This window comes from Mariniphaga sediminis, assembly GCF_003573545.1.
In the GTDB taxonomy this organism is placed as follows: domain Bacteria; phylum Bacteroidota; class Bacteroidia; order Bacteroidales; family Prolixibacteraceae; genus Mariniphaga; species Mariniphaga sediminis.
Window position 1 is genome coordinate 114,693 of the sequence record NZ_QWET01000015.1, and the last position, 23,554, is coordinate 138,246.

The following is a 23,554-nucleotide window of genomic DNA, read 5'->3' on the forward strand; positions in this document are numbered from 1 at the left end:
ACGTATTATTTCTCTTCGGGAATTTCCAAAACAACGGGCACGCCCGAATAGAGCGCCGACTGGTAATTATAATATGCTTCGTCCCGGGTGTCGGGCAGTTCAATTACAATGGAAGAATTTTTTCCCTCTCTTTTTACAGTGGCATATTCTCCGTCTCGTGGATAAATACCGGGCACAGTGTACGTATATTTCCCTTCTTTTAAAGGGACAGACAGGTGAAGGGTGATCTGTTTTTTATACACATCGGCTGTTGGGTCGCCTACCGCAATTGTCCAGTTGCCGTGGTTTTCTTTCAGCATTACCATGGCTGTGTTGTCGCATTCGAAGGTCTTCCCGTTTTGTGTAATTTTTCCGGCTTTAAAAAATGCAATCTGCGTGATTTTTTCCGTTTGATCATATATTGCATGAATGGAATCGTTTGTCAGATTGCAGTTCAGTTCGTTTGCATACCGGGCTGCCAGCAGGGGCATTTCATCTGCCGAAACATTGGGAACCGACAGGTAAAAATAGCTGTTGTCTTCCTGCTGTCCCGGATTTGTACCATGCCCGATGGCAAGGACGTAATTGGGCTCATTGTTTGAAATCCGGGTGTCGGTAACATTGATTTTGTTCCCCGTTTTTATTGCCAGTCCGCATGCCTTTTGCGGATACACAATGAACCCCCTGTCGCCGGTATGAACCCAGGATGGTTGGGTAATATTTTCATGGATTTCAACCGATTGGTTTGCCTTAGTTTTTTTGATTTTTCCATTGGCCGACCATGTCAGTTCGTTTGTAAAGCCTGCCTGGTCAATACAGGTAAATATCCCTTTTTGTTGTCCGCTCCTGTATCGCCGGATGTTACTTCCCAGCGCTGCTATTTTATCGCCAATAAAGTGGTAGCTTTTCAGTGCCGTGGCTGAGCTGTAGGTTTCACGGGGCAGGTGGTGGTACATGGCCATTCCGGTTTCACCATCGGAAAGAACGCCTGCTATTTTGTTTAACCCCGGCAAACAAGCCTGAGCCCCGCCTTTTGCCGGAAGCGGATCGGTTCGCCATTCTTCTGTAATTCCGGGCAGCATGTGCCAGTCCATATTTTCGAGTACCTGCTGGCTGTACTCATCGCCTGTGGTGCGTACCTGCAGAACGCCACTTCCGGTGTGCCACGATTTGCGCACCCGGTCAAAATCTTCGGCGCCTACAACTCGTTCCGATTTTAATTTCACCGAAGCATAAAACGAATTGTTTTCGTTTTCACGGCGATGCACTAAAAATTCATTCACCCAGTAAGCATCTGTTCCCGAATATTGATGCGTATTGGCTGCGATGTCATTTTTTAATTTTATCAGTTCATCCTGGTTTGTGATTTCGTTTTTTTGGCTTTTTGATTCGAGCAGTTCGTCAATGGCCTCCACGAAGGTTTTTGTTACAAATTTGTGCATATCCGATAAATGAGAACGTCCGGCCATGGTGAAATCAAACCTGTTTTTATATATCAATTTGCCGTAAACATGGAGCAGACGATCGGCCGGGAATTGAAAGTATTTATCTTCCAGGCAGAAAGGGGTATCTTTAAACTGATTAAACCCAACAAATGGCACAGTCAGCCATTCAAAACCGTAAGCGATCAGCGGAGCATCGGTTCCGTGCCCTACGTGATGCGAAACAGTGCCATCAGGATGGAACCCGGACTGGGCAAATTCATGCGAAGGAACATTAAATTTTGTGAGCCACCTCCTTACATCAGGTACCACTCCATACGGACTCCAGCCGGGTGAAAAACTGAAGTTTTTAAACGGTTTATTGTTGTAAAAGTCGCTGTACCAGTAAGGCACGTATGTCATTGGCCGGTTGTAGTCGGCCCAGATAATGGGCAGTGCCAGCATAATCCGCAGCCGGTGCCCGAGGTTGGCATCTGCCCAGGCGCCTTCCGAATAAATAGTATCCTGAATTTCGCCCCAGCGTTGCGAAGGATCATCAATGGCCCTTCGCTGTTTTACAATGGACGTAAAAAGCTGGTAAAACTGCACCAGCGAATGGTACACTTCAATCGCCTCTTTGTCCTCCTCCTGTATGTCTTTCAACAAGTCAGGCATTAAATGCACCGCCGGGGCAACCAACGGATCAGATACTACCCACTGGTGGGTTCCCACCTGGTGCCCGATCATTCCGTGTTCCACAAGGTTAGCAAATCCGTCACCTGTATATTCCCCAATGGGTTGGCCATCAATTAAAATGTCGTTCCCTTCAATGGGGACACAGCCGGTGTAAGCAAGAATGGCTTTGTAAAGGGCTTTTTTTAGCCGTTCTCTTGATGCCGGATTGCCGGTGGGGCCGTATTTTTCAGAGCGGGCATAGGCATATCCTAATCCGCCAATTTGTTTGGCTACATTTTCCCATTCATACTCAATGGTCCCGTAAACCCTTCCGTTTAAGGGATCGACGTTCGTGTGTTCCAGGTAATCTTTAGGATGTTGGGTGTAGCATTTAAATCCGTTGAACCGGCCGTTGTTCTTTTCCAGCTCGGAAATTTTTGCCGCCACTTCTTTGTCGGAGAAACTGGTCCGGCCATACATCCGGTTTCCTTTTTGGCTCACCGTAAAATCTTTGTAACGTTCATATAAAATGTTCCAAAGCGTTTGATTTACAATTTTTACCGTAACCGGGAAACGGCTTATAACCTCGTTGTTGTTTTTTAGCAGCACCGTGAGTTGGTATGGTTTTTCGGTGTTGCCTGTATTCCGGTCTTTGTCCACAACCAATACCCCCATGATGCGGTGGTGCAAATCGTACCGGGTTTCGATGGTAAAGAGGTTGCCCTCCTGGTTTTCGATATAAAAATGATACCCTTCAGGAATGGGGGACTTTAAAACATCCTTATTCCTTTCCAGATGGATTCTTCCGGTCACTTCGGTTCCTTCCGGACTGTTGGTGGCAATATCGAAATACGTAGCAAATATTTTTTCCGTTGCGCTAAGTTCAGTAATTGTCAGAAATCCTGAAAAAACAAAAATTAAAACAAGGGCAATGGTTTTTGTATTCATTTGGTTTTTGTTTTAACGGTTTATTTTGTTGTTGTCAAGGTTATATTTATTTCCCTTCCTTCAAGGGCAAACGGAATGGCTTCCATACCGGGGACATGATTAAAAATTCTTTTTTTACCTTCCAGTACCGGAAGTTTTTTTATCGGCCGGTCAGCTTCTACCAGGATATTTCCGGCTGCTTTTTTAATCAGGAATTTTCGGTCTGAAAGTTTCCGGATATCCTCCTCTGAATTTGAAATAAGCGGAAGCACAAACTCCGGGAGGGATGTTTCGGAAGCATCATGTGCCACTTTGATTTTTACAGCCTCTTCCGAGAAAAACCAGGAGATTTTGCAGGCTATTTCTCCGGATTGAGGTTTTTGTTGGGAACCATCAACCAATTTTGATTTTGTATGAATGGCAATGGTGTCTCCTGATTTTTGAGCTTCAACTGTTGCCGCCAGGTCGGAAATGTTCATGTATTTCCCATCCTTTGTTTGCAGGCGGGGGGTCAGGCTCATCGAATATGGATCATACTGTGCCTGCATATTGGTAGCTTCAATTAGCTGGTACTGGTTCATACTCGATACCAGTACCGGGCCCAGTGTCCGGTGATAAAGTAAAGTCAGCGCCCCGCCGGAAGGGTGTCCGTTTTTAAACTTGTATTCCCGGTCGTAGCCGGTAATCGTCGCCGCCCAGCTTTTGTTTGAGACGAGCCAGGTTTGTATATCTTCAAATTTTTTGATTCCGTAATGTTGTTCACGGGGCAGCTTTAACTCCTTTGTACCGGCTGTTTCTGCGGGGCCGTGGTCGAGGATGGCTGCCAGCGCCTTGGCATGGCAAAACGTGTGGTGAATACAGGGTAACACTCCGTGGGTATGGTATTGTGGCCCTCCGTGCAATAATCCATTGTGTGTGCAATTTTGCAACAACAAAGTATTTTGCAACGCTGCTTTATAAAATACCGGATTTCTGTCGGCAAGCAACGCATAAGCTGTCTGGCAGCCATCGCTGGTGCGGCTTCCCCAGTATGTCCATTTAAAACTGCGGGTTCCCCAGCTGTTGTCCCAGGCACCGTCAGGAAGCATAAATTCCATGTGTACACCGAGTGATTCGGTTACCAACTCCAAAATCTCTTCGTTTTGATTTTCGAGTCCGTACAGTGCCAGCGCCGGGAGCGACTCTTCCACGTTGTATCCCAGGTCAACCGGGAGGCATCCTTTGGGACTGAGTGTATATCGGTCGCCTCCGCCTTCTCCGAAAAGGAATTTGTCTTTTGGCGTGAAAAAACGGAGCGAAGCCTGGGCCAGTTCTTCAGCATGAGAAAAATATCTCTTGTCATTGAAAATTTTGCCCATCAGAAACAAAGCATAGGTTCCGGTAACCGGGTAGTTTACATTGGAATATTCAATATGAAAGGTTAGGTGAATAAATTCGGCCGCTTTTTGCAGCCTTGCCAGCCATTGCTCTTTTACATCGCGGGGAAGTAATTCTCCGTGGTTCAGGATGGCTTCGCCCAGTGAGATAGCCCCGAAAACTGTTATCCCGTTCCATTTCGACACATTGACATCGTTGACCCATGAACCATTGGGTAAACTGACATTTTGCTCCATCCACTCAAATAGTAAACGGGCCGATCGAAGGTATTTTTCGTCTCCGGTTTTCTGCGCCATATAAAGCATCGGGTAAATGGCATCCCCGCAACGCCCGTGTATCCGGGCACATGCCGGGCAAAGAATTCCGCCATGCAACCCCGGTTTGGCCGCATCGTTTACCTGGTAGCTGATAAGCGTGTCGCACCAGGTTTTTAACAGGTTGTAGCTGACATCTGCTAATGACTTTCCCGGGGTAAATGGGTTGGCGTTTGACTGGTTAAAAAGCGAAACTCCTATTGTAACGCCTGCGCTGCCAATGGCCACTTTCTTTACAAAACTTCTGCGGGAGAAGCTTTGTTTATCCGAATGGCTATTTTGTTTGAGCGGGGTGCGGTTGACTGCTTTATCCATCTTTGTTTTTATTAAAGTCCTGTTTAAGTTACATCTATTTATTTAGTATGAATGATAATAAAAGCTTTTGTTTTTACGGATGATTGATCGGATCAGCATACAATTCCTGCTGATTTTTCAGTTCCTCTTTCATACTTTTTACAACTTCCTGATATTCGGGGTGCCCATAAATGTTGTTCATTTCCTGCGGGTCATTTTGCATGTCGTACAATTCCCACTCATCAACGTCATTATAAAAATGGATCAGTTTGAACCGTTCGGTCCGAATTCCGTAATGACGCTTAACTGAATGCCACGACGGAAATTCATAATAATGGTAATAAGTGGATTCTCTCCAGCCTTCAGGTTTTTTTCCATCGTTTTCAAAAACAGGTCGCAGCGATTTTCCCTGCATGGCATTGGGAACCGGAACATTGGCATAGTCGAGGAAGGTAGGCGCAAAGTCCACATTCATCACAAATGCGTCGGAAACTGTTCCCGGTTGAATGGCTTTGGGATAGCGAATGAGCAAGGGCATGCGGTAGCTTTCTTCGTACATAAACCGTTTGTCGAACCACCCGTGTTCGCCCAGAAAAAATCCCTGGTCGGAAGTGTAAACAATGATTGTATTTTCTAATTGTTTGGTTTCTTCGAGGTAATTCACAATACGGCCGATGTTTTCATCCAGGGAAAGAATACAGGCCAGGTAATCCCGCATGTACAACTGGTATTTCCAGCGGATAAGATCGTTCCCTTCGGGTTTGTTGTTTTTGTATTTTTCAACGCGTTTGGCGTATGCGCTGTGCCATTTATCTTTTTCTTCGGGAGAAAGCCGGCTGTAAACGCGGTATAATTTTTCAAAGTCCTCGCTACGCTTATTCGCTCCTTCCACGTCGTGCTGCTTGGCATCGGTTATTATTTCGAGAGTAGTGTTTTCTCCAAATTTTTCCAGCTCATCACGGGTTGCCAGTTTTAGATCCCAGGCATCCCACAGATGGTTGGAAATTTCCATCTCCTGCTGGCGGGCGGCACTACCGCGTCCCTGGTAATCATCCAAAAGGGTTTCCGGAACCGGGAAATCTTTGTCTTCGAAAATACCGAGGTGCCTCGTTGCCGGAATCCAGTTCCGATGCGGGGCTTTATGCTGATAAACCATAGCAAAAGGTTTGTCCGGAGTTTTTTCACTGAGCCATTCGATGGCTTTATCGGTTATAACATCGGTTACATAACCATTTTCGGTAATTGTATCTCCCATTTCAATAAACTGGGGCTGGTAATAATCGCCCTGGCCGGGCAGTACACTCCAGTAATCGAATCCGGTGGGAGCAGAGCCAAGGTGCCATTTTCCGATAACGGCTGTCTGGTAGCCTGCCTTCTGTAACAACTTGGGATAGGTAACCTGCGTTCCATCAAATATTTTTGCATTGTCTGTTACGCCGTTCAGGTGGCTGAACTTTCCGGTAAGTATGGCTGCCCTCGAAGGCGCACAAATAGAATTGGTAACATAGCAATGATCAAAACGCATCCCTTCGTCCGAAATTCGATCCAGGTTGGGAGTTTCAATAAACTTGCTTCCGTAACAGCTCATTGCCTGGGTGGTATGATCATCGGACATGATGAACAGGATGTTCGGGCGTATTTCCTCCTTTGTCGGTTTATTTGTTGCGTTGCACGAGAAAAGAAGGAGTAATATTCCTGAAATGGTGAATAGTTTCATGATATCTGTTTTTGTTTTAAATTATTACCTGATTAAAAAAGTTATTCCAAAACTAAGGGATCGCTATGCGTTGCAGTTTTAAGAATGTGTTGAATAGTAGAGACAGGGGGATGTTATTTTATAGTTATATCGAATTTTATATCAAAATGGTTGAATACAGGGAAACATTCTTCGGACGCATTATTTTTTGGCCGGAAATCAGGTTCACTTCCTGGCCGGTTTCCGGACCTAAACTGGAAATTTAAGGAGGAATGTGAATCGAAAACAAGCAATTCAACAAGATTAACAGAGAAATGGATATTTGTAATAGTTTGACGGTTGGAACTGAAAGGATTGTTTCTGTCTGTTTTTTACCTTCGAACTGTAGAATATGAAAATAGAAATGGATTTCCCTTCACTTACTATTTTTTGGTCGTAAAAGAACAAGGGAAAAATGAGGTTTTTTAGGAGGGGATAATAAATTGTTTCAGTCTAAGATGATGCGAATTAGTAAGTTAGTTGTGGCTTCCCTGTTCCTGTCTTTCCTGAGTCTGGCTGGCTGGGGGCAGGAGAAAGTGATTTTTCATTATCGTTTTAATGAAAATGACAATTTATCTGACTGGACAATGGAAGGGGAGGGGAAAGCATATATTGAAGACGGGAAATTAATTCTTGAGCCAATTCATTATTCAATGCTGAAATCGTTGATGGATGAAGGGACGCTTTCTACCAATAATGTGCAGGAAGAATACCGGCCCTGGCTGGTGGAGGCCATGACCAAAAAGTATGGCGACGACATGGAAAGGTATTACATAAAAGGAGAAAACGGGGAACCGGTTTTTCGCGGCGGGCATTTTAATTTTTGGAATAAAAAGTATCCCGCTCCGGATGATTTTGCCCTTGAATTCGAGTTTAAAAGTTTGTCTCCGGCTCCTTTGCATATGATTATGTTTTGTGCCCTGGGGAAAAACGGAGAAAGCATTTTTGTCCCGTCAATGCCGCCCAGATATGGTTTGGCGCAGGAGATTATGTATGGCCCCATGTTTCAATACCGAATTTCCTATTTTCATCCTTCCCGAAAAACGGCAAATATGCGCCGGGCACCCGGAAGGGAAATGGTAGCCAAAGGGAAAGATGCCGTATCAGGCACTCCCGGGAAAACATATTTGTGCCGGGTGGAAAGAGTGGGGAAAAAGGTGAAGTACATTGTTGATGGTGAGACAATCCTAACTTTCCACGATGAAACCCCGTTAAAAGGAGGGTACTGGGGATTTCGGCTAATGGCTTGCGCCAGGGGGGAATACGACAATATAAAAGTGTTGGATTTAACTACTCCCTGATTTAACAGCAAACTTGACAACTAAAAAATGAAACGACGAGAATTTTTTAAAACTTCAGCCGGATTGTTAGTTACCCCACTGGCATTGGACTTATACCATGTCAATACCTGGTTTTCAGAGAAGAAAAAGTATACATTTGAGTTTTACAGGAAAGGAGAAACGGCAGTTCCTGTAAAAAAAGTAACTCCTTCCGATGGTTTTTACCTGCATACATTTTACGATGTGTGCCCGTTCAGTCCGTCGCAAAAATATCTTGCAGTTACAAAACTCCCTTTTCAAAACCGGGATGCCAGATTCGGGGATATTGCAGAAATATGCCTTATTGATCTGGAAGAAGAAGCGATAAAAACAGTCTATAAAACAAAAGGCTGGGGGTTTCAGTTGGGAGCCAATTTAGAGTGGGGGAAAACCGACCGGTTTTTATATACCAACGACATTATTAATAACGAGGCCGTTTGTGTACGGATTGACCTGGAAACGGGCGAAATTATAGCGTACAAAGGCCCCAAGTACCATCTTTCTCCAAACGAAGATACAGTTATTGGCTTTCCGTTGGATTTAATAAATACGACCCAGATGGGGTATGGAGTTCCTGATTATAGTCCGGGGAAAGAAATAAAAGGTGCACCATCTGACAACGGCCTCTGGAAAACCAATCTCAAAACCAATGAGAAAAAACTTTTGGTTTCCCTGGAAGAGGCATCCCAAAGTGCCACAGATCCCGGATACCTTCAGGGTGGAAACTGCTATTTCTTCCATTCGAAATTCAATTCCCGGGGAGACAAAATTATGCAGGTTATGCGGTGTTTGTTTCCCGGTAACCCTCAAAAAAGGGGCAGGAACGCTTCTTTGCTGACATTTTCCGGGAACGGCGGCAATATCAAAGAAATCATTTCCCGCGAACAGTGGGGCTATGGAGGAAACCATCCTAACTGGCATCCCAACGGGAACTCCATAATCATGAATATTGTGCCGGGGTGGCTTGGAGAAAAAACGATGCGGTTCTGTAAGTTTGATGCCGACGGAAATAACTTCGAAATTTTGAGCGAGAAATTTTCGGGCAGCGGGCATCCCTCGGTGACGCCGGATACAAAGTATTTGTTGTCGGACTATTACGTCAGTAAACTAAAGAATGAATATAACGGAGAAGTTCCTGTCCGGATGATTGATTTAACAACTCAAACAGAAGTCCATATTTGTAAAATTTTTACCGACATGGAATATATGAAAAAGGACCCGGTTCTCCGTCTTGATCCCCATCCGGCCTGGAGCAGAGACTATAAACAGGTTTGTTTCAACGGAGCCCCAAATGGGGAAAGGAGTGTGTTCATTGCACGCCTGGATGAGATAATTGTTGAAAAATACGGGTAAAAACAGATACAGAATTTTTAACCTTTTAGATATATTATTGATGATGAAAAGAATATTACCATTACTAATCCCTTTGCAATTCATTTTTTTTGGGTGTCAAACCAGTTCGCCGGTTTTCCCAAAGCCCAATGTGCTTTTTATTGCTGTCGACGATCTGAATGACTGGACGGGGGCAATGGGAGGAAACAACCAGGCGATTACGCCCAACCTGGACCGGCTCAATTCACAGGGAGTACTTTTTACCAATGCCCATTCTTCCATGCCTGTTTGTGTGGCTTCGCGCAATTCACTGATGAGTGGCCTGCACCCTACTACTACAGGCTGGTACACCGGGGTGGGAGAGAAACAGGCGATGGTTAATTCCTACCATGAGGTGATGCAAGGAAAAAAGATGCTCCCGGAATATTTTAAAGATAACGGCTACAAAACATTTTGCGCCGGGAAGGTATTTCATTCCGGGGCAACCGATTATCCCTTTTTGCTTGATTCGCTCTGGGATGATGTAGCTCCCGGGTATGAAGATAAAATTACCGGGAAATTTTTGGAACGGGGCGAAGGATACGGCGGCCTTTTCTTTTATCCGTTTCCTAAAAACGGCAGCCAGTTAAAACGGCATTATGGGGACAAACTGGGAGCGGGGCATTCGTTATGCGGCGGCCCGCTGGACGAAGAAGATATTCCCGGAGGCAAAATGTACGACGAACTGATAGCAGATTATGCTGTTGAAAAACTGAACGAAAACCACGACGAGCCGTTTTTTCTGTCGGTGGGGTTTGTTCGTCCGCATGTGCCTTTTACGGCTCCGCAAAAATATTTTGATTTATACGACAAAGCGCAGATAAAAATTCCGGAAGTGCCTGAAGATGAAATGTCGGACATCCCCCTAATGGGGAAATCAATTGCCTACGGCTCCACAAATTTTGGCGATCATCAGGCCGTATTGGGAGTGGGGGAAGATTATTGGCGCCACTTGGTTTATTCTTATCTCGCCTGCGTCTCTTTTGTGGACGATCAGATTGGCCGGGTGCTGAAAACACTGGAAAGCAGCCAGTATGCCCGCAATACCATTATTGTACTTTGGAGCGACCACGGGCAAAACCTGGGAGAAAAGAAACACTGGCGGAAAATGTGCCTCTGGGAAGAATCTACCCGCGTACCACTTTGTATTGTAGTGCCCGGAAATGAGGCCAACGGACAAAACTGTGATGAGCCGGTGAGCCTGCTCGATATATACCCAACCCTGGCCAGTTTGTGCCACCTGCCGGTTCCGGAACACCTGGAAGGACAAAACCTGCAACCGTTAATAGAATCACCCGAATCGGAATGGCCCCATGTTGTATTAAGTAGTTGGATGTATAAAAATTATTCGGTACGAAATAAAGATTACAGGTACATCCTTTACCGCGATGGAACAGAAGAACTTTACAATCATAAGGAAGATCCGGGAGAACACATCAACCTGGCAGGCAATGATGCGTACAAAAAAATAAAAGCCCGGCTAAAAAGAGCCATACCGGAAAATCCGGCCCTACCCGCTGGCTCTGAAAACTGGAAAGGAGATAAACTTGACGATCGGATTCGTTTATGGCAGGCTCAGGATAGTATTCCGGTTTGGCTTCGATAATTGATTCGCCGGATTTAGGATGTAAAAAGAATGATATAAATCATGTTGTTCGTAATCTTTTGATTTTCAGTATTTTGTTTGTTATGCCTGTTTGTGTGCTATGGCCTGTTTTGAGGCAAATTCAACAATTTTTAAAGTGGATTCAACAATACTAAAACATTTTCCATAGGGTTGAAAGAATATTCGACCCTGCTGCAATCGATTGCGAGACAGGTTTATCATTTTTGTAAAAAAATATGGAGTTAATTGAAAATTTTAAAATCAAAATTATGGCTAAATCAAAATTCATCAGATTTTTCTTAATAAATCTTTTTTTGATGGCGCTGGTCATTTCAGGTTATGGTCAAGAGCTAATCGTAAAAGGGATTGTAACAAATGAAGAAGGAGAGACTCTTCCGGGAGTTAATGTGGTTATTCAGGGAACTACGAAAGGAACTGTTACAGGAATTGATGGAAATTATTCGCTTCGTGTGCCAAATGCTTCAGAAGATGCATTAATGTTTTCCTTTATAGGTTTTGAATCTAAGGAAATAAAGGTAGCCGGTAAAACCAACATCGATGTTGTTTTAAAAACTTCTTATAATGAGTTGGATGAAGTAGTAGCTATTGGATACGGTACGGTGAAAAAAAGAGATCTTACCGGTTCTGTAGCATCGGCTGATGTTGAAGAGTTATCCAAGGTGCCGGTATCCAACCTGGCAGAGGCATTGAATGGCCGGGTTTCCGGTGTTCAGGTGCAGTCTACCGAAGGAGCGCCCGGTGCCGAAATTAAAATTCGTGTTCGGGGTGGGGGTTCCATAACCCAAAGCAACGAACCCTTGTATATTATTGACGGATTTCCAACGGAAGACGGATTAAACCTGCTCGACCCGTCGGAGATTGAATCCATTGATGTGCTGAAAGATGCCTCTTCTACCGCTATTTATGGAGCGCGCGGGGCAAATGGTGTTATCCTTATTACTACCAAAGGGGGTAAAGTGGGAAAAACCAGGGTAAACTACGATGCTTATTATGGTGTAAAACAACTGGCCAATAAACTGGATGTTTTAAATCCGTACGAATTTGTCCTTCTCGATTATGAAAGAAATTTGGGTGATGACACCGAAATGGAGGCATGGTTGGAAAGATACGGAAGTTTCAGTGATATTGAGTCCAATTACCTTAACAGGCTGGGTATTGACTGGCAGGATGAGGTGTTTGGCAATCCGGTAACCAATCAGTACCACAAACTGAGTATTTCGGGTGGAACGGAAAAAACCAAATACAACCTTTCTTATTCTGTTAGCGACGATGAAGGAATCATGGTAAACAGTGGTTTCAAAAGGAACAATGCAAACTTCAATTTCGACCATGAAGTAAGTGAAAAACTGAAAGCATCTGCATCTATCAGATATACAGATCAGACCTTTTTTGGCATGGGTACTTCAACCCAGGGATCCCGGTTTAATAAATTGGGACACGTGGTGCAGTACCGTCCTACCATTGGTATAAACGGAACCGACAGGGATTTGGTTGAACTGGATGAAGATCCGGTATATGTTGACGATTCAGGGAACGTAATGCAAAATCCGCTGGTATCTGCCCAGGCCGAACATAAATCAACGGAAACAAGGGCGTTGTCAATAAATACAAAATTGGATTACAGTATTACAAAAAAACTTACCTATAGTTTAACTGTCGGGCTTCGTACAAACGACCAGAGGCGCGAGCAGTTTTATGGCGAACGGTCAGTTACGGCAAAAAGAAGTGGCGGCCCCTATGGTTCGATTAGGCATCAGGATATTCAGGGGTACAGCTATTCCAATGTTTTAAACTATTCTCAGAAGTTTAAAAAGGCACACAAAGTAAATTTAATGATTGGTCAGGAAGAGGTTTACAATAAAAGAAGGTGGTTTGAAGCCAGTTCAAACCAGTTCCCCAATGACGATATTGGGCTGGCCGACCTTTCGTTGGGAGCACTTGCAGGTATTCCTACTTCGTATGAAGATGATGACCGTTTAATCTCATTTTTTGGCCGTGCCAACTATAATTATAAGGAAAGATATTTATTTACTGCTACCATGCGTGCCGACGGATCAACCAAGTTTGGTTCCGGAAACAAATACGGTTATTTCCCGTCAGTATCTGCTGCCTGGAGGGCCAGCGAAGAAGAATTTATTAAGTCACTCGACCTGTTTTCCAACCTGAAAGTCAGGTTGAGCTACGGAGTGGCAGGGAATAACCGGATTCCCAATTATCAGTCGCTTGCACTGCTGGGGGCAGATTATTACGGTGTTAATAACAGCACGCAAGTCAGTTTCGCTTCTAACGCACTTCCAAATCCCAATTTGAAATGGGAAACTACCATTTCCAGGAACCTGGGGTTTGATTTTGGATTTATGGATCAGCGAATTCAGCTTACGGCCGAAGCGTATAAAACAAATACAAAAGATTTGTTATTAAGGGCACAGGTGCCGATTACTTCCGGATATTCATCGATGATTTTGAATGTGGGTGAAACGCAAAACACCGGTTTGGAGTTGTTACTGAATACAGTGAACGTTTCGACCAAAAATTTCGAATGGAGAACCAATTTAAATATTTCGTTCAACAGAAACAAAATTATAACCCTTACCGACGGGAAAGAGGCATTTTTGTATGAATCAGGCTGGGGACTGGTAGGAAACGATTTTATTGTGAAAGTCGGGGAACCTGTAGGAAGTATGTACGGATATCAAACCGACGGGCTCTACCAACTCGAAGATTTTAATTACGATGCAGAGACCGGGGATTATACGCTGAAAGAAGGAGTTGCTTACGATCCCAACTGGTATCCGGAACCGGGTTACTGGAAAATGAAAGATGTATCGGGTCCTGATGGCGAACCCGATGGTGTTATTGATCCGAACGACAGGTCTATCATTGGAAATGCCAATCCAAAACACTTTGGGGGTATAACCAATACCTTTAGTTATAAAAATTTCGATTTCAGTGTCTTTATGAACTGGTCGTATGGAAATGATATTTACAATGCCAACAAGTTGGACTACACAGACTATTCCATTGATAGAAAAAATACACTTGGTATTGTAAGCAACCGGTGGATAACCATTGATAACGAGGGCAACAGGGTAACAGATCCTACCCTCCTGGCAGAGCTTAACAAAGGAAAAACAATGCCCGTATACAAAGGCTCCGGAGCAAACAGTTTATTCCACAGCTGGGCGGTTGAAGATGGTTCCTTTTTAAGGATAAATAATATTAGTTTAGGCTACACTATTCCAAAGTCGTTGCTTTCAAAAGTAAATATTAGTAACCTGAGAATTTACACTACGTTATACAACATATATACTTTCACTAATTATTCCGGGTATGATCCGGAAGTGAGCACAAGAGAAGGAAGTGGTGTAACGCCCGGTGTAGATTACGGTGCTTATCCAAAGAGTAAGTCAGTTGTATTTGGTGTTAATCTTTCATTGTAAATACTTAATTGAAGAAATTATGAAATACATAAAAGTAAAAAAATGGATAGCAGCTGTAGCAGTAATATTGGTTTCGTTTACTGCATGTGAAGACCAGCTGGAAGAAAAACCATACTCATTTTATGCGGTAGAAACATTTTTTGAGACAGTCAATCAGGCCAATATGGCAACCCTTGGGGTTTACGACCCGTTGGCTGAACTTGAATCTTACGGAAGGAATCTTTCCATGCTAGGAGATGCCGATACGGATATTCTGCAAATGCGCGGAACAGATTTGAATAACGACAGACGGAAGATGTGTCATTACAATGCAGATCCTACGCTGGGTTGGATTCAGGATTCCTGGAGGCAGCTTTGGTTAGGTATTGACAGGGCCAATATGGTAATCCAGGAGATTCCTGAAATGGATTTGTATACCAATGGAACTGAAGATGAGATCAAGTTGTTGCAAAGGTACCTTGGAGAAGCCAAATTCCTCAGGGGACTGATGTATTTTGATTTGGTAAGGATTTTTGGTGCGGTTCCATTAAAAACAACGCCCACAAAAGCCAGTGATGATATGGCTATTCCACGTGCATCGTACGAAGAACTATACAATCAGATGGAACAGGATCTGACGGATGCCGCAGAGTTGTTGCCCTGGAGTTCGGGAATCCCGGAGGCTGGAGAACGCACCAATAAAGGAGCAGCATTAGGATTGCATGCCAGGGTTTGTTTGGCACGTGGTGGGTATTATTTGGATGTATATGAAAAAACGCGTACCCGGGTAAGCAATTACAAGGACTATTACGAAAAAGCAGCCCAATTAACAAAACAGGTAATGGAATCGGGAGAACACAAGCTTAATTCAAGCTACGAACAATTATTCCGGAATTACTGCGAGTTTAAGGTAGAGCCTATGGAAAGCATGTTTGAGATTGCGTTTTTTAATCCTGAAGGAAATAACAATAATGCCGGGTTGATAGGTTCCTACAATGGTCCCGCAACAGATAAAAATTATATTTACGGAAGGGCCAATGCCTTTTTTAACACGACCCCGTTGTTTCAGGCTACTTTTGCTGAAAATGACGTAAGGAGAGATGTGGCAGTGGCTGACTTCCAGGTTTTAGCAGACGGAACATTAAAACCTTATCCGGGTAATAAAGACGATCTTTATACTCCCGGAAAATGGAGACGTAACTGGCATGTACAGGAATCTAAAAACCCTAACAACACGGATGTGAACTGGGTCTATTTACGTTATGCCGATGTACTGCTTATGAGGGCTGAGGCAGAGAATGAAATAAATGACGGCCCCAATGCCGCCGCTTATGATGCAATTAATGAAGTACGTGATCGGGCCGGGCTCGATGATCTCCCACAGGGATTATCAAAAGAGGAATTTTTTGAAGCTTTGAAAAATGAGCGGACATGGGAACTCTGTTTTGAAGGATGGAGAAAATTTGACTTAATCCGTTGGAATATGCTGGGCGATGCTGTTCGGCAAGCAGAGGCTGATCTGTTAAACCACAGAGGAAACTATCCGTATGTAGCGGGCTCTAATTTTGATGATGATAAAGATGAACTTTGGCCCATCCCTCTGTTTGATATGGACGAAAATCCGAGTTTGTTTCAGAATCCGGGATTTTAACCGGAGTTTTATAGTTTGGTTTGGTTAGTTAATTAGGTTTAAGGTAAGGGGGGCAGAGTTTTTCTGTCCCTCTTTTTTATATATCAGGCACAAGGGTCGCTACAAGATATTTTCCCGATACGATAATCTAAAAAGATATGCTAAATTTGGGTATGAATTAAGGAATTTGATATGAGAAGACTTTTTGTATTCATCATTGTACTTTTTTGTATCTCCCCAAAAACTTACAGTCAGGCACAAAAGTCCGGCCGGGATATTTTGTTTCAAAATATCTCAAACAGTCAGGGCCTTTCTCAGAGTACAGTCTTTTCCATTATTCAGGATACCCTCGGTTATATGTGGTTTGCCACACAAGATGGTTTAAGCCGGTACGATGGGTTCAACTTTAAAGTGTACCGGAATGATAATGATGATTCAGCCGCTGTTATTTCGCAGCATATTCGTGTATTGTTCAATGACAGGGAGGGAAATTACTGGATTGGCGGGAATAAAGGAATAAGCCGGTACGAATACGAATACGATAAATTTCATAATTATCCGTTGTTTGATTTGAGTTACGACCGCTATATTTCAGACATAGAACAGGACAACGAAGGAAGAATTTGGGCGGGCTCTTTCAATGGCAATATTTACAGGTATGACAACGATAAAGATAGTTTTTCCGAATTTAAAATATCTCATCAGGGAGAACGGCTTTATTATATAAACGACCTTTGCGATTATTTCGGGAAATTACTGGTGGGAACGGAATACGGGTTGTATGTGGTAGATGCAACAACTAAATCCGTAGAAAAGATAAATCTGCTCGATGAAGATTTGAAGGTAAGGAAAATCCTAATGGATTCGGAGGAAAGGATCTGGCTCGGGACCGAAGGAAACGGACTCCTTTTACTTGACCGTAATTTGAATATTATTAAAACCTACCTTCATGAAATACATAACCCAAACTCCTTGTGCAACAACAGTGTGCGCTCCCTTGCTTTCGATAATAACGACAATCTTTGGATAGGGACATTTGTGGGACTGAGCATCATGGACACCCAAACAGGGGATTTTAGCAATTATTTTCAGGACTACACACGGCCTTATACGCTGAGTCAAAATTCCGTGCGCTCCGCTTATAAAGATAAAGAAGGGGGCATGTGGCTTGGTACTTTTTACGGAGGTATCAATTATTATCATCCACAAAACCTCCATTTCGATTTGGTGAATCAAAACGGTGGAAGCTTTTCGCTGAACGACAACGTGTTGAGCTACATAACCGAAGACCAGGAGGGAAACGTTTGGATTGGAACCAACGACGGAGGAATCAACTGCTGGAACAGAAAAAATAACACGGTAAAGTACTATCTGCACGATGAGTCAGATCCCAACTCCATCAGTTCGAATAATATAAAAGCCCTTGTTTTTACTGATGATCAAAAATTGTTGGTGGGTACGCATAACTCAGGACTGAACCTTTTCGAGCCCAAAAAAAGGAAAAACACCCGGTTTACAACCGGTAACACACCGGGCTCAATTGCCAGTAACAGTGTGTATGCCATCATTAAAGACCATAAATCGCAAATATGGGTGGGAACCTGGAACGGACTGAACAAATTTGATCCCCAAAATAAAACATTCGAACATTTTTATTCCGATTCAAAAGGGCAGCAGTTAACATCCAGCCAGATAACTTATCTTTTCGAAGATTCGCAAAACAGGATATGGATTGGAACATTTGAAGGGGTAAATATTTTTTATCCTGAAAAACGAATTTTTGAATCGTTTCGAAACAAAACAGATGATCCGGCCAGTTTGAGCCATAATTTTGTGAACTGTATTTTTGAGGACAACCGGAAAAGAATATGGATAGGTACAAACAGCGGATTAAATGTTTTTAATGAGGTTGAAAGGAATTTTAAACGGTTTAAAACAGCTGACGGGCTGAGTAACAATGTTATTCACGGAATACTTGAAGACACCAAAAACAGGTTGTGGATTAGTACCAACGAGGGAATCGATGTTTTCAACCAGGAGGATAAAACATTTGAACATTATATCGTAAATGATGGAGTTCAAAATACGCAGTACAACAACTATTCTTTTTGCAGGCTTAAAGATGGGTATTTTCTTTTTGGAGGAATAAAAGGGCTGACGATTTTTAATCCGGAAGATATTGACAAGCGTCCTTTTAATTCGAAGGTACTTTTAACAAATTTAAGCATCAACAATGCCATAATAAATTCGGATGACAGCACACAAATTCTGTCCAGTCATATCAGTCAAACAGAAAAAATTACACTTCGGCACAACCAGAATACCGTTACTCTGAGCTATGTGGCCATAAATTATATGGACAATAAAAATATTACGTATCTCACAAAACTTGAAAACTACGATAACCAGTGGATGGCAGCGGGTAATACCATGACTTTTTCAAAGTTGCCTCCTGGAAATTATTCTTTTAAAGTAAAGGCAGCCAAAGGCAGTGCGGAAGGGAATGAGATAACCACGCTAAATATACAGGTATTGAAACCATGGTACCTTAACAATTGGGCCATGTCGGGGTATCTGTTATTTTTCGTCATAGCTGTTTATTTGGGTTACCGGTTTGCCCGTGAACGGATAAACACATTGCACGAATTGAGGGTTGAAAGGCTTGAGAAAAAGAAACTCAGCGAGATTAACCAGATGAAACTTCAGTTTTTTACCAACATCTCACACGAGTTCAGAACCCCGCTTACGCTCATTTTGTCGCCGCTGGAAAAAATTCTGGAAAAACCCATAAACGATGAATGGTTAAGAAAACAGATTTTGCTGATTAACAAGAATGCCAGCCGGATGTTGGATTTAATCGACCAGTTGCTGGAATTTAGAAAATCGGAAACCGGAAAGCTGGAAATGAATGCATCGCGAAACGAACTGGTGGGTTTTATCAACGATATTTACCTCTCGTTTGCCTCAGTTGCAGCGCAAAACAAAATTATTTACTCTTTTAATTCAAAAGAAGAAAAGCTTGATATCTGGTTTGACAAGAACATTGTGGAACGCATATTTTTTAACCTTTTGTCCAACGCATTCAAGTTTACCCCAAACGGCGGACAAATTGGGATTAACCTATACAAAACCAGCAAGTCGGTGGTTATTGAAGTGACAGACTCCGGGAAGGGAATTCCGAAAGAGAAGCTTTCGCTTATTTTTGAACGTTACTACAGTGTTGCCGAAAACAATGTAAACATGGGAACCGGAATCGGATTGGCTCTTGCCAAACGATTGGTGGAGCTGCATCACGGAAGTATAAAGGTGGAAAGCGAAGAAAATGTCGGATCGAAATTTATTGTAAGCCTGCCGCTGTCGGAAAATGTATATTCTAAAAGTGAAATCTCAGCCATATCAGTTAAAACAGGCGGGTATAAAAAATCCCTGGAACTTATGGCTGGCGATGAAGAAGAAGTGACCGATACGGTGGAGTCGGAAGAACGCGATTCCCTGCTCATTGTTGAAGACAACCCGGATATTGCAACGTATCTGAAAGACAGTTTTTCAGGGAAATATAACATTTATGTCGCCCCCAATGGGGAGGAAGCTTTTAAAATGGTTGAAAAAGAGCATCCGTCTCTTATCATTTCAGACATAATGATGCCCGGGATAACAGGTATCCAGCTCTGTAAAAAGATCAAACAAAATATTAAAACCAGCCATATCCCGATTATATTGCTGACGGCAAAAACAACGATCGAAGATCAGGTTGAAGGACTGGAGTCGGGTGCCGATGACTATGTTCCCAAACCCTTTTCCATTAAGGTGCTTGAAACCAAGGTGAACAATCTGATTGTAAGCAGGAAAAGACTCCGGGATTATTACTCGCAAACACTGGATATTCATCCGGAAGAAATTGCCTTTAATCCTCTGGACCAGGAAATACTGGAAAAATCGAAAGAGATCATCGAGAAGTATTTGTCTGATCCCGACTTTTCAGTCGAAATATTTGCCCGCGAAATTGGGATGAGCCGCTCGAACCTTCATCTGAAGCTGAAAGCAATTACAGGGGAATCCGCCACCGATTTTATCAAAAAAATCAGGTTAGGAAAAGCCGTAAAATTTCTGGAAGAAAACAGGTTTTCGATCTCAGAAATCAGCTACATGGTAGGATATAGTTCCCCCTCTTATTTTACCACCAGTTTTAAAAAGTTCTTTGGGTACCTTCCCACAGAACACCTGGAAAAGAAGAACAAATGATTCGTTGAAAAATCAAGTAAAATTGGCGTGGGGAAAGCCTTTCGGCTAAAAACAATAACAAATTTCAACACAATCAATATTTCCTTCAACCAAAGTAATATTACGAAAAACCTGTTTACAGGCTTTTATACTTTCAATGGTCTACTTTTGAATTAAATAGATTTAGGATAAAATCCCTTTTAATAAAAAAGTATAATGAAGGAAAAGAAACATGCGATAGGCATTGACTTAGGGGGAACTTACGTAAAATATGCCCTGGTAGATGACGCCGGGCAGATTAAGTTTGAATCGAAAATGCCCACCGAAGTCGAAAAAGGAAGGGAGCATGTAATAAGTATTTTAAAACAATCGATATTTGAGACCAGATTAATTGCGGACGCAGAAGGTATTCAGGTTGAAGGTGTTGGCATTGGCACGCCGGGAATAATAGACAACGGATTGATTCTGGGAGGCGCCGAAAATTTACCGGAATGGGAAAGTTTACCGCTGGCAGGTATCTTAAACAAAAGTTCTGACTTTCCCGTATGGGTAGAAAATGATGCAAGCTTAATGGGACTCGGCGAATTTCATTTTGGCTCCAAAACGAACTACAGCGATATCATCTTCATCACCATTGGTACTGGTATCGGTGGTGCAATGGTGCTCAACGGAAAACTGTACGGTGGACACCGGAACCGAGGGGGAGAGTTGGGGCATATCATTGTAAATCCTGAAGGAGAAAAGTGCTCGTGTGGGGCTATAGGATGCTGGGAAGCACATGCCTCAGTAACCGCTTTGATACGCGACTATAAACGGGCGCTTACCCAAAACCGAAAAAAAATACCTGAAAATGTGGATGGAAAATACATTGTTCAGCGCTACCTGAAAAAGGAAAAAGAAGCAAGGGAAGCGTTTAAGATTCACTTTTATTATATGGCAGCAGGATTGGCCGGGTTAATAAATATTTTCAGTCCTCAGCAGGTCGTAATTGGCGGTGGAATATCGGAAGCAGGTGAGTTTTATATCAACGAAATAAGGAAAGAGACCCTGAAGCTTGCGATGAAAGAAACGCAGGTATTTACCAAAATCATTGGGGCAGAGCTCGGCAATAAAGCAGGAATTTTAGGGGCAGCTGCTCTGGTTTTCGACAGTGTAAACAAAAGCGAAAAAATAAAAGACAAAAAACCGGTTTAACTAAAATAATCCATACTAAAAATGAAAAGAAATAATTTTATTGTTCTGCTGATACTTTTTATCTGGTTTGTTATCTCGTTTGTAACAAACATACTCGGCCCGCTAATGCCGGTAATCATCGAAAACTATCAGCTAAGTTTAACGATGGGGGCATTTTTGCCATTTTCTTTTTTTCTGGCCTATGGGGTAATGTCAATCCCGGCCGGGTTTCTTGTGGAAAAATACGGAGAAAAAACCTCCATGCTGATTTCCTTCGGGTTAAACCTTATCGGGGCATTTACCTTTGCCCTCTTCCCCAGTTATACCATTGCCCTGGTTTCGTTGTTCATCATCGGAATCGGTATGGCGATGTTGCAGGTAATTATTAATCCACTGATGCGGGTGGCGGGAGGTGAGGAAAACTTTGCCTTCTTTTCGGTTATGGGGCAGTTGGTATTTGGCGGTGCATCTTTTATCAGCCCGTTTGTATTTACCTACCTGATGAAAAACCTGGGAAATTATGTCGGCGACGGCAATTTTTTAATCGATACACTTAGCAAGGTAATCCCTTCCGGGTTGCCCTGGGTTTCGCTTTACTGGATATTTACTGCGGTATTTATTGTGGTACTACTAATAATATCCCTTGTAAAGTTGCCCAAGGTAGAGTTGAAGGATGACGAAAAAGTAGAAGCAATAAAATCTTACATTGAACTTTTTAAACAGCGCAAGGTGTTGCTTTACTTTGCCGGAATAATGGCCTATGTGGGTACCGAGCAGGGAGTTGCCAACTGGATGAGTAAGTTCCTGAACACCTATCACGGAATAAGTCCCGAAGGGGCAGGAGCACACGCTATTTCATGGTTCTGGGGGCTGATGTCGGTTGGCTGCCTGGTAGGACTTGTTTTATTGAAATTGATGGATTCGAAAAAGGTGCTTAAAATTTTTACGGTTATCTCGGCAATCTGCCTGTTTTTGGCTTTATTCGGCAGTAGTCAGGTTTCATTGATTGCATTCCCGGCCATTGGATTTTTTATTTCTGTGATGTTCTCCATCATCTTCTCATTGGCGCTGAATTCAGTAAAAACACACCATGGCGCATTTTCCGGGATTTTGTGTTCCGGGATTTTTGGAGGCGCTTTGGTTCCTTTAATTATAGGCTGGCTCGGAGATTTGATTGGACTAAAGGTAGCAATGCTGTTTCTTGTTCTGACACTGGGCTACATCTTCAGTATCGCTTTTTGGGCCAGGCCGCTAATCAATAATAAAACAACAACTGTAAAGGAAATTTTTGCATCGTTAAAAAAATAGATCTGTACATCAATAGAATGTTTAATTAAAAAGCTGAAATAAAATGAAATTACATTATCGCAACATTTTATTACCTCTGTTCTTTGTTGCCCTGATTTCCTTCTCCGGTTGCCGGGAGGAGGAAAAGAAAGAAGAACACAGACCCAATTTTATCATTTTAATGTCTGACAACCATAGTTGGGAACACCTGGGGAGTTATGGCGATCCGGTGTTAAAGACGCCTGCCATTGACAAGCTGGCCGCAGACGGGCTTCGTTTCAACCACGCATACTGCTCTGCACCGTCGTGTGCCCCTGCCCGGGCCTCCATGCTGACAGGACAGGATATCTGGCGGCTGGAAGAAGCCGCCAACCTGTGGGGTGATTTTCCGGCAAAGTTTAAAGTGTTCACCCAGCTGCTGGAAGAATCAGGCTACCTGGTAGGCCACGAAGGCAAAGGATGGGGACCTGGCGACTGGGAAGCCAGCGGTAGAACTGAAAACCCCGCCGGGAATAAGTTTTATTCATTCGAAGAGTTTTATAATGAAAAGGAACGGGGACAGCCCTTTTTCTACTGGTTTAGCTCCCGCGACCCGCACCGCCCCTTTAAAACCGGCGGATGGGAAAAAGGGAACATTGATATAGATAAAATGGAAGTACCGCCTTACCTGCCCGACACCGAAGATGTGCGTAAAGACATGGGCGACTATTATGCCGAGATTGAAAGCTTCGACAGGGATGTGGCCTCTTACCTTCAGTTACTGAAAGAGATGGGGCAGCTGGACA

Annotated in this window: 12 protein-coding genes; 9 read left to right on the plus strand and 3 right to left on the minus strand. The window is 43.1% G+C overall.

Going from position 1 to position 23,554, the window contains the following annotated elements; all coding sequences use genetic code 11:
• Nucleotides 1-5 precede the first annotated feature (5 nt).
• The 3 genes from D1164_RS17535 to D1164_RS17545 form a co-directional block, all read right to left on the minus strand.
• Nucleotides 6-3,023 (minus strand): polysaccharide lyase family 8 super-sandwich domain-containing protein, encoded by a 3,018-nt coding sequence (locus D1164_RS17535; protein ID WP_119351199.1) that lies wholly within the window; start codon nucleotides 3,021-3,023, stop codon nucleotides 6-8.
• A 20-nt stretch (nucleotides 3,024-3,043) separates the two neighbouring features.
• Nucleotides 3,044-5,008, minus strand: coding sequence for a twin-arginine translocation signal domain-containing protein (locus tag D1164_RS17540; protein ID WP_119351200.1), 1,965 nt, complete (start codon nucleotides 5,006-5,008; stop codon nucleotides 3,044-3,046).
• A 73-nt stretch (nucleotides 5,009-5,081) separates the two neighbouring features.
• The gene (locus D1164_RS17545; RefSeq protein ID WP_119351201.1) at nucleotides 5,082-6,704 is read right to left on the minus strand and encodes a sulfatase family protein; all 1,623 of its coding nucleotides are present in this window, start codon (nucleotides 6,702-6,704) and stop codon (nucleotides 5,082-5,084) included.
• A 476-nt stretch (nucleotides 6,705-7,180) separates the two neighbouring features.
• On the opposite strand from D1164_RS17545, the gene D1164_RS17550 reads away from it, so the two are divergent.
• From D1164_RS17550 to D1164_RS17590, 9 genes are all read left to right on the plus strand, one after another.
• Nucleotides 7,181-8,023, plus strand: coding sequence for a DUF1961 family protein (locus D1164_RS17550; RefSeq protein ID WP_119351202.1), 843 nt, complete (start codon nucleotides 7,181-7,183; stop codon nucleotides 8,021-8,023).
• 27 nt (nucleotides 8,024-8,050) lie between these two features.
• Nucleotides 8,051-9,394: a TolB-like translocation protein gene (locus D1164_RS17555; protein WP_119351203.1), complete on the plus strand. Its 1,344-nt coding sequence runs from the start codon at nucleotides 8,051-8,053 to the stop codon at nucleotides 9,392-9,394.
• 40 nt (nucleotides 9,395-9,434) lie between these two features.
• Complete coding sequence (locus D1164_RS17560) at nucleotides 9,435-11,018, plus strand: sulfatase (RefSeq protein ID WP_119351204.1); 1,584 nt, start codon at nucleotides 9,435-9,437, stop codon at nucleotides 11,016-11,018.
• Between the two features lie 269 nt (nucleotides 11,019-11,287).
• Nucleotides 11,288-14,479 carry a SusC/RagA family TonB-linked outer membrane protein gene (locus tag D1164_RS17565; RefSeq protein ID WP_119351214.1) on the plus strand — a complete coding sequence of 1,064 codons (3,192 nt, stop codon included), beginning with the start codon at nucleotides 11,288-11,290 and terminating at the stop codon, nucleotides 14,477-14,479.
• Nucleotides 14,480-14,498: 19 nt separating this feature from the next.
• On the plus strand, nucleotides 14,499-16,109 hold the full coding sequence (locus tag D1164_RS17570) for a RagB/SusD family nutrient uptake outer membrane protein (RefSeq protein ID WP_119351205.1): 1,611 nt from the start codon (nucleotides 14,499-14,501) through the stop codon (nucleotides 16,107-16,109).
• A gap of 171 nt (nucleotides 16,110-16,280) precedes the next feature.
• On the plus strand, nucleotides 16,281-20,330 hold the full coding sequence (locus D1164_RS24160; protein ID WP_119351206.1) for a hybrid sensor histidine kinase/response regulator transcription factor: 4,050 nt from the start codon (nucleotides 16,281-16,283) through the stop codon (nucleotides 20,328-20,330).
• Nucleotides 20,331-20,525: 195 nt separating this feature from the next.
• The gene (locus tag D1164_RS17580; protein WP_119351207.1) at nucleotides 20,526-21,503 is read left to right on the plus strand and encodes an ROK family protein; all 978 of its coding nucleotides are present in this window, start codon (nucleotides 20,526-20,528) and stop codon (nucleotides 21,501-21,503) included.
• Between the two features lie 21 nt (nucleotides 21,504-21,524).
• The gene (locus D1164_RS17585; protein WP_119351208.1) at nucleotides 21,525-22,790 is read left to right on the plus strand and encodes an MFS transporter; all 1,266 of its coding nucleotides are present in this window, start codon (nucleotides 21,525-21,527) and stop codon (nucleotides 22,788-22,790) included.
• Between the two features lie 43 nt (nucleotides 22,791-22,833).
• Nucleotides 22,834-23,554 (plus strand): sulfatase-like hydrolase/transferase (locus tag D1164_RS17590; protein WP_147372221.1); only part of this gene is annotated, 721 nt, incomplete at its 3' end.

Coding starts and splice junctions, on each gene's coding strand:
- D1164_RS17545 (WP_119351201.1), bottom strand. CDS start 6,704: ATGAAACTATTCACCATTTCAGGAATATTACTCCTTCTTTTCTCGTGC.
- D1164_RS17585 (WP_119351208.1), top strand. CDS start 21,525: ATGAAAAGAAATAATTTTATTGTTCTGCTGATACTTTTTATCTGGTTT.
- D1164_RS17560 (WP_119351204.1), top strand. CDS start 9,435: ATGATGAAAAGAATATTACCATTACTAATCCCTTTGCAATTCATTTTT.
- D1164_RS17570 (WP_119351205.1), top strand. CDS start 14,499: ATGAAATACATAAAAGTAAAAAAATGGATAGCAGCTGTAGCAGTAATA.
- D1164_RS17535 (WP_119351199.1), bottom strand. CDS start 3,023: ATGAATACAAAAACCATTGCCCTTGTTTTAATTTTTGTTTTTTCAGGA.
- D1164_RS24160 (WP_119351206.1), top strand. CDS start 16,281: ATGAGAAGACTTTTTGTATTCATCATTGTACTTTTTTGTATCTCCCCA.
- D1164_RS17565 (WP_119351214.1), top strand. CDS start 11,288: ATGGCTAAATCAAAATTCATCAGATTTTTCTTAATAAATCTTTTTTTG.
- D1164_RS17550 (WP_119351202.1), top strand. CDS start 7,181: ATGATGCGAATTAGTAAGTTAGTTGTGGCTTCCCTGTTCCTGTCTTTC.
- D1164_RS17580 (WP_119351207.1), top strand. CDS start 20,526: ATGAAGGAAAAGAAACATGCGATAGGCATTGACTTAGGGGGAACTTAC.
- D1164_RS17540 (WP_119351200.1), bottom strand. CDS start 5,008: ATGGATAAAGCAGTCAACCGCACCCCGCTCAAACAAAATAGCCATTCG.
- D1164_RS17555 (WP_119351203.1), top strand. CDS start 8,051: ATGAAACGACGAGAATTTTTTAAAACTTCAGCCGGATTGTTAGTTACC.